The sequence below is a fragment of the Nostoc linckia z4 genome, assembly GCF_002608075.1.
Taxonomy (GTDB): domain Bacteria; phylum Cyanobacteriota; class Cyanobacteriia; order Cyanobacteriales; family Nostocaceae; genus Nostoc; species Nostoc linckia.
The window spans coordinates 17,699-32,541 of sequence record NZ_LAHA01000047.1 but is presented as its reverse complement, the minus strand read 5'-3'; the positions used below and the strand labels follow the sequence as shown (position 1 = coordinate 32,541).

Here is a 14,843-nt window from a genome sequence, read left to right as displayed (position 1 = left end):
GCTTATGACTAAAACCAATTCAGAAATTTTAGAACAGCTAAAACGCGCATCTGACGGCTTGCTGTTTATGAGTGAGTCTGAGTACCCGTTTGAAGTTTTTCTTTGGGAAGATGCTGCACCTGTAACACCCCAAAAAATTGTACAACAGATAAATCATCCACAAGATACGCCTGTTGAAATTGTGGGGGTTGACGATTTTTTTCAAGTAGCAACAACAGAAGAAGATTGGCATGGTGAAGAAGAGAAAGAAATTGTTAATAAATTTCAAGCTCTTGTGCAGACACTCAAAGACAACCTGAGTAATTTGCAGGTGTATCGCCTCGGCAGCAAAGAGATTGATGCTTATATTGTTGGTGAAACCCCGACAAGAAATTTAGCAGGAATTTCTACTAAAGTTGTAGAAACTTGACTTGCTTAAGGACTATCTACTTTGCTTTCAATAACATCCTGAATATTTGGAGAAACGTCAGAGATAAAATCATAACCTGTGAGTTTTTCTAATTCATCAACACTGACTTTGTAAGCTCTCCAATCGTTGTTGATTTCTTGCTCATTTGGTATGTTCACCGCGATGACACGAGTGTTTGCAGTAATACCATTAATCCCAGAGCCGGGGCTATCTAAAACTACAACAATTTTCCAAGTAGTTTGAGGAATCGTCACCTTACCCTTAAGGGGCTGTCCTTGACTACCAAAAGGGCCAGCGACAATATAAAGTTCTTTGCCCTGGCTGACTAATTCTCGACAATAATCTTCTAAATTACCCCAAGTGTTCCGGTTGTTGTCCGGTGTCTGGGGCATCATGTTTGTCATTAAAAAAGTGGCGGTGTTATCTTCTATCGTCCGGGTGCGATCGCCCGATGGTGCAATATGCCCTCGGTCGTAACCTGAACCAGAATACATAGAAGGAGTCACCCGTAACCAACCAGCAGGCAAAGTGCTATCAGGGCGAAAGTTGTTTTGGCGCTCTGCGTCCCCTAGCCATGACTTATTTAACTGCCAAGCTACCCAGTTGGCTGTTCCCTTACTGTTGTTGTAAGAGAGCGCATACTGGTTTTTTACCATGAGGTAATTATCAGGCGTAAGCTTTGTGGGAGTTGCACTGGTGGGATTGCCTAACAGCAGGTGAGGGCTGATAGGTGCAATTGTCGTCTGCAATGGTTTTTCTATTGTCGGTGTTGGTGACTGAGTTGGAGTTGGTAAGGTTTGACTTGATGAAGATGAACAGCCAACCAGTAAAGTAATGACTACAGTAGCAGCCCATATCCGAAGGCGATTTCTGTTCGGGGTAAAGTTACTAGTTTTCAAATAAAATCTCCTAAAAGCTACAAGCATTTCCCTAATATCAAATATCACCGTGCAACGCTCACAATTCGTAAATATTACAGTTCTCAACAACTATCGTAAAAAAGCATATTGTTTACAAGCGAGGAGAGCGATCGCACCCAAGCGCTCTAACTCACCGGATGATATAACCCCGTACTTTCGTTAAATTCCCAGCCAATACCCGATTTATCCTTGCCCTTGCACCATGCCACAAAAAGTGGTGGTGGCAGATTAACTCGCTGCTCGCGTATAGTTTCTACACTTACATTAAGTCTTGCAGCTAAATTTTCTTCCGTTATCGGTTGAATACGGGGAGTTTGCCTGTTTAAGTAGGAATTGTTGTTGTACGATTTATTGTGCCGCTTCGTTTGGTTATTGAGATGATTTTGAATTTTAACAATCGCCTCAGTTAACCGTGCCATTTGGGCTGTTATCTCTTCAACTTTTTGTTCTAAAGAGTCCAAGCGTTTATTTTCATTACCAGCAATTGAATCAAGGTTATCTAGATCGTCTAGGTAGAGTTCGATAAATTGGGTGAGCGTGGCTGTTGCCGTCGTGCCTTTGGACTGGCAACGAGCGATAAACTGCTCCCACATCTTTTGGTCGCAGTTGAAAGATGCTAGCTTCTTTGTTCTCCCTGTATTGCTCATATCTAGGTAATGTCTAGGTAAAACCGAACTGTCCGCGACAAAGGTGAGCGCGTCTTTATCTTGATAACTACCTTGACACTATCATGATGCGCGGACTAGCGCGATTAGCTAGGTTTCGCTGTAGGCGTTCGCCGTCCAAATGCTACAGATTTATGGCAAAAAAACCAACAGCCTTCTTCGTTCCTTGGCGGCAAATACTTGTTCTGGTAATGCCGGCATATCCACTGCGCTGTCGTAAAATATAAAAGCTTCCTGAAAGAGCACTTCCAGGAAGTTAAATGTTTATTGTCGCGTAACTCTTATTTCCTAGATGGATGTTACTAATATTGAGGTTAGCTCTGTAGAAATTCTGCCTCCCAACTCTGCAAAAGTTGTAGCGCAAAATACCTCTGGACAAGTAACTCCAGAATTGGTATCGGAGGTAATTCGGCAATATTATTACCGCACGCCTGCGGTGGGTAATGATGAGGAATTAATTTTGGCTTGGGCGGGGTCGCAAAACCGCGAACAAACCAAGCGAAAATACTACCGTTTTGGTCAAAAATTGCTCAATTGGGTACGTAATGAAGGTATACCCGACTTAAGGTTAATCCAGCAGCCAAAGTTACTGGAATTTATAGCTTCTTGGGGTGAGGTTTCCCCTTATACTAAATCTAACCGAGTGCTGATATTGCGTTCGCTCTGGAGCTATGGAAGTGCAGAGAATGTTGGCTATTTCTTGCGGAATATTGCAAGTAGTATAAATTACGATAATTTCAGTGACTTACCGAAGGCAGAGCGGTATCTAGAAGATTGGGAAATGGCGAAGCTGAGTAAGGCTGCCAAGCAGTTAGGGGGGCAGTATTGGCTGGTTTTTAATTTGATTTTTTATAGTGGGATGCGGGTTGGCGAAGTGGGTCGCGTGACGGTTCCAGGTGATGAACCGGGACAACCCAAAGAAGATTATCCGGGATTGTATTGGCGCGATTTTAAATGGCAACCAGACCCGACACCAGAGGATAGACACCGGGGGTATTACACAATTAAGTTTCGGGGTAAGGGTGGGAAGTACCGAGAAATTGGCTTAGACCACGAAACATCTTCGTTGCTCAAAAAGTATCGTGGGATGGCTAGTGACAAGATGCCAGTGTTCCCGAATGTGTCACCTGACCCGAAAAAACGGGGGTTGCCATTGAGCGACCGAGCGATTAAAAAGTTGATTCAGGATATCTCCGAGGTAGCGAAGGTGAAGTTTTCCTGTCACTGGTTGCGCCATTCCCATGCAACGAGGGCGGTGGATAGTAAACCACTTTTTGAGGTGCAAGACCAGTTGGGGCATAATAAGAGCGATACTACCAAGGGGTATGTAAGAGTCAAGAAAGATGCGGGGACGGGTACAGTGCTGCCGAGGTTTTGATTGGTTGATATTTATTTTGACAATTTGCATTTATGTACTGTCCGATGGGTTTAGATTGTCGTCAAATGACAGGTGTTGACTATAAATGCCCGAATATCTCAGCTTGTCATCAGAATTCCCGCTTTCCATCAATGGTCAAGATTGTGTTTTATGTACTCAACCAACAAATGTGTCAATTAGAAGACATAAAAGTTGGTGAAAAACCACTTACCGAATTGTTGCAAGAAACAAACAACGATTTGGAATTTGTGTTAGCCAATTTGGACAATTTTGTAATAACTCAACACACAAGGGACTAACAATCTGTTGGTGCTACGCGAACGCACTAATAATGCTATATATTAAGTTATGCTGCAAATTTCAAATATTATCATCATCCCCGATAGCGAACTCGAAATTAGCGCGATTCGTTCTCAAGGCGCAGGGGGTCAAAACGTCAACAAAGTTGCTACAGCCATCCACTTACGCTTTAACATTGAGGCTTCATCATTACCCGCTTTCTATAAAGAACAGCTTTTGAAGCTCAACGACAGACGCATTACCCAAGAGGGGGTTGTTGTCATCAAGGCTCAAGAACACCGCAGCCAGGAGCAAAACCGAGAGGAGGCTTTAGAACGACTCAAAGAACTTATTAAAAGCGCAGTCGTGCTGAAGAGAAAACGTAAACCCACTAAACCAACTCGCAGCTCTCAAAAAAAACGTCTTGACAGTAAAACTAAGCGAGGGCAGATTAAGTCCAGCAGAAGGCAGGCTATTGATTAAAATGCAATCGCGTGTCTTGGCCGATGAGCGTAGTTTACCGCACAACGACCGGCTCAGTGACCACCGCAGGCATCGCTCTATTACCAAAAAACCCGGTCGTCGTGACTGGGCTTTTGATGGGGTTATATTCCCCAAAGGCTATTTATAAAAGTTTTTATCTAATAAGTACTACAACGCCGAGATTGCCAATTCCAGATTTTTTCTTAGAGGATAGGGTGCGATCGCTTATAAATAGAGCATTTAATACCAAAATTCAAGCGAGGATAAGGAGCGATCGCAGTTAATTAATCGTTGACTAAAAAGTGGTTATCTGGTTTACAGAAAATTAATTTGCAACCAAATTCAACTACATAAACTTTTGTTAGTTCAAATTTTTCTGCTCTTTCATCAAAAAGACAAGTAACTGTTTTGATTTCTTCTGTGCCAGAGTTACAGTATTTAAATGTCGCTGTAATAGTTCTTATCTTAGATGGCTTATCTTCACCCTCAAGCATAGTTTCTCCTAAAAATTAATATTAAATCTCAACTAAGGTACAAAATCAGGGCAGAAATCTGAACCACATCCATAAGGATGAATTGCACAAATTAATTGATTATCTCCATAAAATTCGCCATCATAATTACTACACTCTCGGCAAGCCAGAGGAATAAAATCATCATAATCATCATCATCTTCATTTTCATCTAATTCGATTAATGTGTAGTTACAATTTGGACAATTTTCTATTTCCAAACCTTGACTTTCTGTAAGACAAGTAACAGGCTGCCAGTACTCATCAGCCTCCCCATGTCTGTTAATGAAAGTTGTCAATGAGGAGAAGAAAGGATAACTGCATCGACATACAACTATTTCGCCATCAATATTTTTGTCATGGTGAGCTTTTAAGTATTCCTCAGCAATTTTCCAATCTTGTTCTTTAGAAACTTTCCAAGGCTCACCCATAAAGTCTACTTCCCAAAGTTTTTGATTATGGAAGATTCTTAAACTATATGATGTGTAGTCATGACCAAGATTTTGAATACTACAATAATCTCTTGCTTCTTTATAGTTGAAGCTTCGTTTATCTACTATTAGCCTTTTTTCACAAGGGTAGGTTTGAATTATTAAATATTCACGTTCATAAAAAGGATTGAAGTTTGTAGCAAAATTTTCATTTAATAATAAAAAATCTGTTGGTGTATCCATAATATTCCTTTTAGTTTTCTTAGAAGAAATCAAAAATAAAGCAGACAGCTAAAATAATTATTCCCAAAATCAACAGCAGACTACTAGCGGATAATTACTAGCAACCAAAACTTAAACCTTAACTCCCAAGCCTTCCTAGTAGCTTGATGATTTTCAATTCCTCCTTTCTAAATCCAATAGTAGTGAACGATGAATGCGGCACAGTGACAAACATATCCCTCCAGCCTGTCAGCCTAAGACTGACATCACCGGAGGGATAAGTGAGGAATTGCCAATTATATCTATTGGGCGCAGCAAGAGAATCTTAATTTTAACTATTACTCTTATCTAAAACCCAAGGTTGATTTTGTTGAATCAACTGGTTAATTACTTCTGGTTTTATCGGACTGTAATAGCAAAATATGACGGCATTATGTATTGTTGCAGTTTCGCACGAATGCATATTGTCAGGAGCAACTAAAACCATCTTTTGAGGTACAAACACCTCGTAGCTAACTAGCTTCCATTCATGTTCGGGATTGTTTTTGTAACCAGCAGTCCAGACTATAGGCTCAATCTCAGCAATTGCATCATTGACTCCACAACAAACCTCCATTCCACCCGTAAGTTCATATCCTGGTGCATTGAAGCTAGGAAAAGTCAGGATGGATGTTAAGAGCGTGTCGCCTCTTAACTCATTGAACTGTTCTAATTCTTGCAAGTTCATCTGTTATCTCCAAAACTTGTTTGTTCTCCAGGAAAAATACACCAGTATCCACCACCAACTGCAAGATGACTTCTCTTGAGTGTTTTACCTATCCTTTTAGCAATCTTGTAACAATCAGCAACACTATTAGCCCAGTGAGCATCCCCTAGTTTTGCTGCCTCTATTCCAGAAATAGCTCTACTCTGCAAAGGCTTGGCTGTACCAACCAATATTTCAGAATTGTTAATCTGTCCATTGGCATCTGCCGCATAATGTTTCCCATCCCCGGACTGCCACACATAGTAAATAGTGCCACCAATAATAGCAACTCCAACAAGCACACATCCTACCCCAGCCGTGCCTGCACAAAAAGCGGCGGGTGCAAGTACCGCAGGATTCGCATTAACTGGGCGCGTATATAAAGCACTCCCCGATAGAACAAGGCTTGTTGTTATGGCAATAACTTGACGAAAATTCATCTTTGACTTGAATTTAAGCATATTCTAATGGCTTTGGCAGCTTTTTATGTACTTCTGCATCCTACCAATAATGGGCGTATATGTACCATATTTGGGTCAATATTGGGATAAAGTATTTGAGTACTCCTTTTTTGTGCCAATTCTGGGGCAGATTTGGAAAAATAGAAGCACTTAAAGTAGCAATATGGATGCAGTAGGTTTAAACCCCAGAAAGGATGAAATGCCCAAAAAGGATGAAAGGTTAGCCATTCCGGCGCTTGGCGAGTACTACAATGATTTACTCCATGTGGACGCATGGGTAAATGGTCGTACTAAGGTTGTGCAAGGCCAATCCCTGCTATGTGCCAAGCTCCAGGAACGGGATAAGTTAATCAAAGAGCGAGTTGAGTACTTAGCCAAAAAGCGGGGTATCACCTTTGATGAGATGTGGGAGCAAATTCTTAATGGCACTGCTCAAAAAATAGTCCCCGGTGAAGGTGAAGGACTAGAGTATAAACCAGGAGATGAGGGCTAGTTTATGAAAGGGGAAAACTCAACAGATCCCCAACAGTCGTCATAAACTGCATACACCAGCACGATTTAAAATCTATTTCTAAATAAATATCTCTCATGGAGGAAGAATAAATCATAATGTCGCTGTTACTAATTTGTTAAAAGCGATATCAAGTAAATCTGCCTCCATTTTTAGACCCGAAGGCTGTTAAATCCAGTCCGTAAATTTTTCGCTGAACTACTTACTTGTCAAGTTCATCAAGTTAATTAAATTCAAAATAATTACCACTTTAAAAACTTTAAAACAAAGTTAATAAATAACTCCTATGTTAATATTCATAGCTGAAACGCCAACGATTAGTCCTTCTACTTCAAATAACACATTAGAGCTAATTCAAGTCCTAACTCCATTAGCCTGGCCATTGATTTTTTTACTTGTTTTTTTTGTGTTGAAAAAACAGCTTACAGGTATCTTAGAGAAAAGCGCTAGTATCGAAATAAAAATACCGGGTTCAGAGATTAAACTTACTGGTAAACCAAGTGATTTACGCGATATCGATAAGGCTATTCAGTCTATCATACAAGAGCTTGATAAAAATATTATCAATCTCAGTAACCAAGAAAAGGATCTTCTACTGGAAATTAATAACGATATTAATAAAAATAATAAACATAAGCTTTGTGATGATTTTCAGCGCGGCTCAAACTTACATAAGACTTACCAAGGCTTGCGCCAACGTCATCTAATTAGACCGAAAGAAGGAGGCCAATTTAATTCTGGCAAAGAAATAGAAATTACTGATTTTGGCAGTGCTGTGCTTGAGCTTAGGCGAACTGTGATTTGGCCTGAAGAAGAACTACAACTTAAGTAAGACAAACCTAGAATGTAAGCCAGGGAGTAAGCGATTGCACGCACCTATTAAATTTCCTCTAAGAATATGGCGGAACAAACCCAAATATCAGAAAATCTGCTTGAGCAAATTGAACCGCCTAAAATCAGTGAGGATTTATTGCCAGTGTTAGGTGATATCCTTCAGCCACCACCGCAGCCAAAGAAATAGATGTTTAGGTGAACAAAGGCGATCCAGTGCGATCGCTTTTGACTCTAAGAAGCTGAGAATCAGATGGGGTGCGATGACCTACTTGGAGAGAGTCCAGAAAAGTTTACTTTCTGGAAACCTTTGGTAATGATAAGGGTCATAAGGAAATTTTCAGCCTATTGATAGAGAGTCATATCTATACCAAGAAAGAATAGTTACTCTGAGGAAAAATATAGAAATAAAGGACATACTGACTGGAACACCTGAGTTGAATGGTTAACTGCCTCGAAACTCAAAATATTTATGGCATAGGTGTTTAAATTTGCTTCATACTCATACTTTTTTCAACAGCTAGATAAACTTTTAAAAAGTTAATGGTTCTAGTTTCAGTTGTGTTGTAAAAACTGAAGATACTCGAATATATTATTGTTTTTAATTAAGGAAGGTCAAATTTTCAAGTGACTGTGTAAATTGAAGAATTCTTATGATGTCTGCGAAACTTGGGTATGAGTTTGCGAATAGTAGGTTAATTTCAGCACTTTACTTTTAGATTTATGGTCATTCCTAAAAAGCTCCTTGAAGAAACTGAGCAGAGGTACGCTGAGCGTACAGAGATTAGAGAAGACACCAAACACAAGCTTGCATCCGGCTCACCGATACAGGCAGATGAGCCACAACGAGTTCAAAAACGCTTAAGACGGCTAGCTAGTCATGTTGTAAACATAGAAGTTCCTTCTACAGAAGGTGTGACAACTGTCGTCAGGACAACCGACATTTCTACTTTGGAAAGAATTATCAACCAGAGTGATTTGATGAGTATTAGCTTTCTGGAAGAGGGTCTGCTGGTTGCACGCTCAGTTGGTCATATTGGTTTCCGCAGTATGACTGGTCGCAGGAGCCTTGGAACTGGGTTTATGGTGTCGCCAAGGCTGTTATTGACCAACAATCATGTTCTACCAGATGTTGGTCAAGCTACTAGATGCCAAGTGGAGTTTAACTATCAAAATAGTATTGATAATCAGTCGTTGCCTTCAGTAATTTTTGATCTCCAACCTGATGTATTTTTCCTCACGGATGAGGGTCTTGATTACAGCCTTGTAGCGGTTGCAGAGCGTGCAGTTAATGGTGACACACTTAGCTCCTTTGGTTGGCTCCCATTAATTGAGGAAGAGGGCAAAATTCTCAAGGGTGAGTATGCCAGCATTATCCAGCATCCCAACGGTGAACCAAAGCAGTTGGCGTTAAGGGAGAACCAAATAGTCGATCTGTTGGAGAAATTCTTGCACTATGAAACGGACACAGCACCAGGTTCATCTGGCTCTCCTGTCTTTAGTGACCAGTGGGAGGTAGTAGCATTGCACCATTCAGGTGTTCCCAGGCGAGATAGGCAAAGACGTATTCTTGCTAAGGATGGGACTCTCTGGAGACCTGAACAAGGAGAAGACAAGATAGACTGGATAGCTAATGAAGGTGTACGCATTAGCCGAATTGTTAGGCATATTCGGCAACAGAATCTTCCTTCGGCACAACAGCATTTGAGGGAGCAGCTATTTAATACACCACCTCGGCTGGAAAGGAATTCTGTTCAGTCTCCTTCTATGTTTACTGCTACACAGCAACCATCAATAAATCCAGATGGTAGTGCTGCCTGGACGCTCCCCTTGCAAGTAAGTGTCCGTCTAGGGCAACTCACTTTGCCTAATGGTATTAACGATTTGCAGATCAGCAGTAATCGAACACAACCATTAGATAATGGAATTTTTACAGTAAACGGAAATCGGTCAGTAAATGGTCAAACTAGGTCGCTTGAGGAAAACCCAGAGCTTCAAGCAGCCCTATCAGAATTAGAGCGGGGGCGTAGCAGAGAATACTACAACGAAGGCCAAGACAGACAAAATCGAGAGGAATATTACAGTAATTTACCTGACTCTTTAAATCGGACTAAGCTTTTCAACAATTTGAGCAACTTACTTCAGAGGACACATACTACTTGCCTAGAGTATAAGCCAAGCACGCATTTGTATCCATTTGTTGATTTGCGACCGGGAAATTTAAAGCTGCAAAGTATTTACTCTGGAAACGAGTTTGAGCCAGAAGAATTCATTCGTGAGGCGTTTCAAATTGAGGAACTCATTAGACGGTTTCAAGAGAGCATCACAACAGAGTCAGCCATAAACGAGGAACACAGAGCAGCTCAACTTGATTTGTTAGAAGCAAGTATGCCTTTTAACTGTGAACACGTAGTACCCCAGTCCTGGTTTACCAGGCGCGAACCTATGCGTGGTGATTTGCATCATCTCTTTGCTTGCGAACCAGATTGCAACAGTTTTCGTGGTAACGTCCCATTTTTTGACTTTCCAGATTTTGGAGAACGCATCCGCGATAAATGTGGTAAGCGCGAAGAAAAGAAGTTTGAGCCTTCAGCAGGCAAAGGGGCAGTAGCCCGTGCAACCTTGTACTTTTTGCTGCGTTATCCAGGAGAAATTAACCGCAGTGAGTTGGAAGAGAATCGGCTTATAACCTTATTGAACTGGCATGAAAATGAGCCACCCAATGAGTATGAAAAACACAGAAATATGGCTATCTTTGAAAAGCAAGGAAACCGTAATCCACTGATTGACTTTCCTGATTGGGCAGATAGGATTGAATGGCGATTGGGTCTTAGCTAGTGCTTAAATTACCAAGTAGCTAACAGTTAAAGATGAAATATTCAAAGGAATACTACAGTGTTAAATAAAATTGCAGTAGCTGTTATACATGGCATTGGTAAAGCCAGTCCTGAATTTAAAAACAAAGATAATCCTGAGAAGTTTGCTGGAGGCATAGCACGAAAGCTGAAGTCTCAGGTTTCAAAATTGTTAGGAGAAGATGAACAACAAATAGATTCAAAGTTGGAAATTGAAGCAATATACTGGGCCCCCATTCTTCAGGATCTTGAGGATGAGCTATCAAGAAGACTAGAGCTTCAAAAACTCAGCAATCCTTGGGGTCTACGTGATTTTATTATTCATTCTCTCGCAGACAGCATTGGCTACCAAATTACTCCTAAACATAGAGATATATACGACAATGTGCATCGAGTGATTGCTGAGACTTTAAAAGAATTAGCCCAAAAAGCTGGTAGCAAAGCTCCACTATGCATTATTGGGCATAGTCTTGGTTCAGTTATAACAAGTAACTATATTTGGGATCTGCAAAACGAGATTATGCAGATACAAGTTGGCAACACTCCTTTAGAACAAGGGGAAACATTAGCACTGTATTACACACTCGGTAGTCAAATTGCTTTGTGGAGACTACGTTACACAGATTTTGGTACACCAATCACAATTCCTTCTCCTAAACTTTCAAACCATTATCCAAACTTAGAAGGTGAATGGATTAACTTTTATGACAGAGACGATGTTCTTGGATTTCCTATCAAGGCAATAAATGAAGAGTACAAAGCAGCTGTTAAAGAAGATGTAGAAGTTAATTCTGGCAACATCCTTACGAACTGGACACCTTTCTCACACAATGGGTATTGGACTGATGACGAAGTTACTAAGCCTATTGCTATGGCTCTAGCTAGGATGTGGAAAAGTATAAACGGCAGAATCGTTGGATTTTAACAGCACCAAGCTTTGGCAAGTTCGCTCTCCCAATGTCGTAATACACTGAAGAGTGAAGGTTCAAGTCCTTCCGTTCTCGCCTATCCCCCGGTAACAAGGAAAATGCCGCTAAATGGTTGGCAACCGGTCTAGAAAACCGGGGTGGGGTAACACCCAGGAGTACCCTACGGGAAGCAAGCTACGATTCTTCCATCTTCCGCTTTCCACTCGCTGACTCATTGAGGCATCCTGCTGATAACGCGGCAACTTCAAGGGGCAGTACCACGCTTGAGTGGACTCTCCCTGCGTGGGCGTAGACTGCCACAGGCATCACTCAGGCTTTCAACTAACAATTTTTATTAGAGGAAAAAGGCGATCCAGTATTGCACTGCGATCGCCTTTTGTCGGGCCTTCTGACCAGGAAGCTTGACAACTACCTTACAGCCCTTGCAACCTTAATTTGTGACAAATATACTGTTCCCAGTTGTATTACCTTTATTCCAAAGCTACAATCTGCCTGTATTAGAGACATTTTTAATTACAACTGTAATTTATCACTCGTGAGCAAAACCCGTATTATTGCGCTATTTAATCAATCAGGGGGAGTGGGAAAGACAAGTTTAACTATGAACTTGGGCTACCATCTCGCACAAAAAAAGAAAAATCGCGTTCTCCTCATAGACACAGACCCCCAAGCGTCACTGACGACATTTATGGGGCTAGAACCGGACATTAACGCCAAATCTGTTTATGAAGCAGTAGTGGGTGAAGAACCATTACCAATTCACACCGAACCTATTCACGGCATGGGTTTAGTGCCAGCGAACATCAACTTAAGTGCTGCTGAACTCGAACTAGTCGCCGCCTTGATGCGGGAAATGCGCCTAAAAAATGCACTTGCCCCTATTTTGGACAAGTATGATTTTATTTTGATAGATTGTCCGCCATCTTTAGGCATTCTCAGCGTTATTAGCTTAGTAGCAGCAACCCATATCTTAGTGCCCATTCAGTGCCAGTTCAAATCCTTTCAAGGAACTGACTTACTATTAAGAACTGTAGCTACACTCCGCAAAGGTGCTAATAAAGCACTTACAATTGCTGGCTTTATTCCCACAATGTATGATGCACGTACCGCCCAAGAAAGCAGAACCATGAAAGCTATTACAGAACAACTTTCACCCTTGGCGACAGTCTTTGAACCTATTCCTAAATCTATTGCCTTTGCTGATGCTTCTGAGGCACGCTTACCTTTAGCACTATATAATCCCAAACATCCTGCCGTCGCTGTACTAAAAAAAATCACCCTTAGTTTAGAAAAACTACAGTGAGCAAAAAAGACCAACCCTATAGCAGTCAATTAAAAGGTGTAGCCGCCCTACTGGGTGAAAGCTTTAACCAGACTGAAAGTACTGCTAATTCAGCAAATACGGTTGCCATCAACTTAATTAAGCTGCCGCCATCTCAGCCCCGGCGTTACTTTGACCCTCAAAAGCTCGAAGAACTATCACGCTCAATCAAAGAACTGGGTATTCTCGAACCTTTGTTAGTGCGTCCGCTCCCTGGTGGCGATTATGAATTAGTCGCAGGGGAACGACGCTACAGAGCCGCATCAATGGCAGCATTAACCGAGGTTCCCATAATTTCTAGGGAAATGGACGATGCGACTACATACCAAGTGCGCCTCGTTGAAAACCTGCAACGCGAAGACCTTAACCCCCTAGAAGAAACCGAAGGTATCCTCGAATTGTTAGTGTTGCGGCTAGAGATGGTACTCCATGAAGTAATTAGTCATCTCAACCGCATGAGAAACGTTTGCGATCGCTATGATGAAAATTCCGAAGTGAGACATAACGTTATGTCTCAACCCCAAACCAAGATAATTGAAGAGTTATTTGCATCTTTGGGGCGAATGAGTTGGCAGTCATTTGTCAAAAATCGCCTGCCATTGCTCAATCTACCCCAAAATGTGCTGGAAGTGCTGCGTTCTGGACAAATCGAGTATACCAAGGCAAAGGCGATCGCACGAGTTCAAGATGACAAGACACGCAAAGAACTCTTAGAAGATGCGATCGCTTATAATCTGTCACTGAGCGAAATCAAGCGTAAGATTCAAGAAATTGAGCAGCAGTTGAAATCAGAGTCACCTTCTCAAACAGAACCAGTATCTATCAAACAGCGTGTTGATGATACCTTCCAACGCTTCAAGAAAGCTAAAGTGTGGGATGACCCGAAGAAAAAAGCAAAGATAGAGAAGGTACTAGCACAGTTAGAAGCATTAATCAAAACTGAATAGAAAATTGCAATGCTACTTTAGAGCTGCCTGATGGCAATTGCAACCAGCGGTCTTTGCATACGCTTTCAACCCATCCTCAAACCCATTGAGTATCAAATGGGTATTAAGCCGAGATACAAGTAATTTTATGCAAGATGGTCTGAAAAACCTTGCTGTATATAAGTTTGAGCGTTTTTCAGGCGAAGGTATGATTTTGCTTTTAAACATTATCTTGCACGTCTTCATCGAAAGACCTTGTATTATTCTAAGCCCGAAGAAATGCTGAGGTACTCAATCAAATTATTACTCCACTATTTGAGGTATCAAACTGTACCTGCATAAATCAATTCATCCCTTTATTCAGCAACGCCAAAAAAAATAATATTACCCAACAAAATATAAAAACAACAGGCATTATAACCCACGGCATCAATAAGCAGTATTTCCCCCATTTTGTTGCCTTTGCACCCCAAATAGGTGGTATTTCGTCTTCTGGTATTTTTTTCTTTCTCCATAATTTATCTAAGTGGCGTCTTGCTTGTTCGGATGCAAAAAGTGAAAGTAAAATTGAAAAATCGATTAAAAAACCTGCAATACAAGTACCAACAATAATTCCTGTGTGATTATCAAAAATAATTCCTGTGCGATTATTCTGTGTCCACACAAAGGTTACAATACCGAACAAAAAAGCATTGAAAGTAGACATCCACCCCAAACGATGACTTGTTAAATCATTCTCGTTGCGTATCATTTCACGAAGAATTTTGGCATATTCAGAGGGGGTAATTAAGTGATTGCGCTCATCCACATGGCCGTAGTGTATCATTTCACGAAGAATTTTGGCATATTCAGAGGGTGTTAAATTCCCATCAGACATAAAAAAATTTAACCCTTATTGATAATGTGTGTTCTAATTACCTGTTATATAGTCATTGGCATACTACAAACCTCTGTTTTAGGTAAAT

Annotated in this window: 19 protein-coding genes and 1 pseudogene; 13 read left to right on the top strand and 7 right to left on the bottom strand. The window is 41.0% G+C overall.

Features of this window, described 5'->3' with window-relative positions:
• Nucleotides 1-4: 4 nt before the first annotated feature.
• Nucleotides 5-409: a nuclease A inhibitor family protein gene (locus VF06_RS27945; protein WP_099069273.1), complete on the top strand. Its 405-nt coding sequence runs from the start codon at nucleotides 5-7 to the stop codon at nucleotides 407-409.
• Nucleotides 410-414: 5 nt separating this feature from the next.
• Here the strand turns inward: VF06_RS27945 and VF06_RS27940 are convergent, their stop codons facing one another.
• Together VF06_RS27940 and VF06_RS27935 are read right to left on the bottom strand one after the other, a co-directional pair.
• Complete coding sequence (locus tag VF06_RS27940; protein ID WP_244918154.1) at nucleotides 415-1,308, bottom strand: DNA/RNA non-specific endonuclease; 894 nt, start codon at nucleotides 1,306-1,308, stop codon at nucleotides 415-417.
• A gap of 146 nt (nucleotides 1,309-1,454) precedes the next feature.
• Nucleotides 1,455-1,976: a hypothetical protein gene (locus tag VF06_RS27935; RefSeq protein WP_180267370.1), complete on the bottom strand. Its 522-nt coding sequence runs from the start codon at nucleotides 1,974-1,976 to the stop codon at nucleotides 1,455-1,457.
• A gap of 310 nt (nucleotides 1,977-2,286) precedes the next feature.
• Between VF06_RS27935 and VF06_RS41355 the strand changes: the two genes are divergently transcribed.
• From VF06_RS41355 to VF06_RS39625, 4 genes are read left to right on the top strand one after another with little or no spacing between them, the layout of a single operon-like run.
• Nucleotides 2,287-3,372: a tyrosine-type recombinase/integrase gene (locus tag VF06_RS41355; protein WP_180267371.1), complete on the top strand. Its 1,086-nt coding sequence runs from the start codon at nucleotides 2,287-2,289 to the stop codon at nucleotides 3,370-3,372.
• A gap of 32 nt (nucleotides 3,373-3,404) precedes the next feature.
• Complete coding sequence (locus tag VF06_RS39630) at nucleotides 3,405-3,671, top strand: hypothetical protein (protein ID WP_143861782.1); 267 nt, start codon at nucleotides 3,405-3,407, stop codon at nucleotides 3,669-3,671.
• Between the two features lie 49 nt (nucleotides 3,672-3,720).
• Nucleotides 3,721-4,134, top strand: a complete 414-nt coding sequence (gene arfB, locus VF06_RS27925) for an alternative ribosome rescue aminoacyl-tRNA hydrolase ArfB (RefSeq protein WP_099069270.1) — start codon at nucleotides 3,721-3,723, stop codon at nucleotides 4,132-4,134.
• A gap of 23 nt (nucleotides 4,135-4,157) precedes the next feature.
• Entirely contained in the window at nucleotides 4,158-4,418 is a 261-nt protein-coding gene (locus VF06_RS39625) for a hypothetical protein (protein WP_143861781.1), read from the top strand.
• Here VF06_RS39625 and VF06_RS27920 read toward each other — a convergent pair whose 3' ends face one another.
• The 4 genes from VF06_RS27920 to VF06_RS27905 form a co-directional block, all read right to left on the bottom strand.
• Nucleotides 4,419-4,628 (bottom strand): hypothetical protein, encoded by a 210-nt coding sequence (locus tag VF06_RS27920; RefSeq protein WP_099069269.1) that lies wholly within the window; start codon nucleotides 4,626-4,628, stop codon nucleotides 4,419-4,421.
• Nucleotides 4,629-4,660: 32 nt separating this feature from the next.
• Complete coding sequence (locus VF06_RS27915; protein WP_099069268.1) at nucleotides 4,661-5,320, bottom strand: hypothetical protein; 660 nt, start codon at nucleotides 5,318-5,320, stop codon at nucleotides 4,661-4,663.
• Between the two features lie 310 nt (nucleotides 5,321-5,630).
• Complete coding sequence (locus tag VF06_RS27910; protein ID WP_099069267.1) at nucleotides 5,631-6,026, bottom strand: hypothetical protein; 396 nt, start codon at nucleotides 6,024-6,026, stop codon at nucleotides 5,631-5,633.
• A complete protein-coding gene (locus VF06_RS27905) occupies nucleotides 6,023-6,484 on the bottom strand; it encodes a hypothetical protein (protein WP_244918153.1) in 462 nt (153 codons plus the stop codon). Before VF06_RS27905 ends, VF06_RS27910 begins: the two co-directional genes overlap by 4 nt.
• 184 nt (nucleotides 6,485-6,668) lie before the next feature.
• Between VF06_RS27905 and VF06_RS27900 the strand changes: the two genes are divergently transcribed.
• From VF06_RS27900 to VF06_RS27870, 8 genes and pseudogenes are all read left to right on the top strand, one after another.
• Nucleotides 6,669-6,998: a hypothetical protein gene (locus VF06_RS27900; protein ID WP_099069265.1), complete on the top strand. Its 330-nt coding sequence runs from the start codon at nucleotides 6,669-6,671 to the stop codon at nucleotides 6,996-6,998.
• Between the two features lie 304 nt (nucleotides 6,999-7,302).
• Nucleotides 7,303-7,848 carry a hypothetical protein gene (locus VF06_RS27895; protein WP_099069264.1) on the top strand — a complete coding sequence of 182 codons (546 nt, stop codon included), beginning with the start codon at nucleotides 7,303-7,305 and terminating at the stop codon, nucleotides 7,846-7,848.
• A 66-nt stretch (nucleotides 7,849-7,914) separates the two neighbouring features.
• Complete coding sequence (locus VF06_RS42955) at nucleotides 7,915-8,037, top strand: hypothetical protein (RefSeq protein ID WP_257207575.1); 123 nt, start codon at nucleotides 7,915-7,917, stop codon at nucleotides 8,035-8,037.
• A 533-nt stretch (nucleotides 8,038-8,570) separates the two neighbouring features.
• Nucleotides 8,571-10,685, top strand: a complete 2,115-nt coding sequence (locus VF06_RS27890) for an endonuclease (RefSeq protein WP_099069263.1) — start codon at nucleotides 8,571-8,573, stop codon at nucleotides 10,683-10,685.
• Nucleotides 10,686-10,742: 57 nt separating this feature from the next.
• Nucleotides 10,743-11,627 (top strand): hypothetical protein, encoded by an 885-nt coding sequence (locus tag VF06_RS27885; protein ID WP_099069262.1) that lies wholly within the window; start codon nucleotides 10,743-10,745, stop codon nucleotides 11,625-11,627.
• A gap of 539 nt (nucleotides 11,628-12,166) precedes the next feature.
• Nucleotides 12,167-12,934: a ParA family protein gene (locus tag VF06_RS27880; RefSeq protein WP_099069261.1), complete on the top strand. Its 768-nt coding sequence runs from the start codon at nucleotides 12,167-12,169 to the stop codon at nucleotides 12,932-12,934.
• Nucleotides 12,931-13,899 carry a ParB/RepB/Spo0J family partition protein gene (locus tag VF06_RS27875; protein ID WP_099069260.1) on the top strand — a complete coding sequence of 323 codons (969 nt, stop codon included), beginning with the start codon at nucleotides 12,931-12,933 and terminating at the stop codon, nucleotides 13,897-13,899. Before VF06_RS27880 ends, VF06_RS27875 begins: the two co-directional genes overlap by 4 nt.
• Nucleotides 13,900-14,100: 201 nt before the next feature.
• Nucleotides 14,101-14,220 (top strand): annotated as a pseudogene (locus VF06_RS27870) (IS1 family transposase); the annotation flags it as partial.
• Nucleotide 14,221: 1 nt separating this feature from the next.
• Here the strand turns inward: VF06_RS27870 and VF06_RS27865 are convergent.
• Complete coding sequence (locus tag VF06_RS27865) at nucleotides 14,222-14,755, bottom strand: hypothetical protein (RefSeq protein WP_099069259.1); 534 nt, start codon at nucleotides 14,753-14,755, stop codon at nucleotides 14,222-14,224.
• Nucleotides 14,756-14,843: the final 88 nt, after the last annotated feature.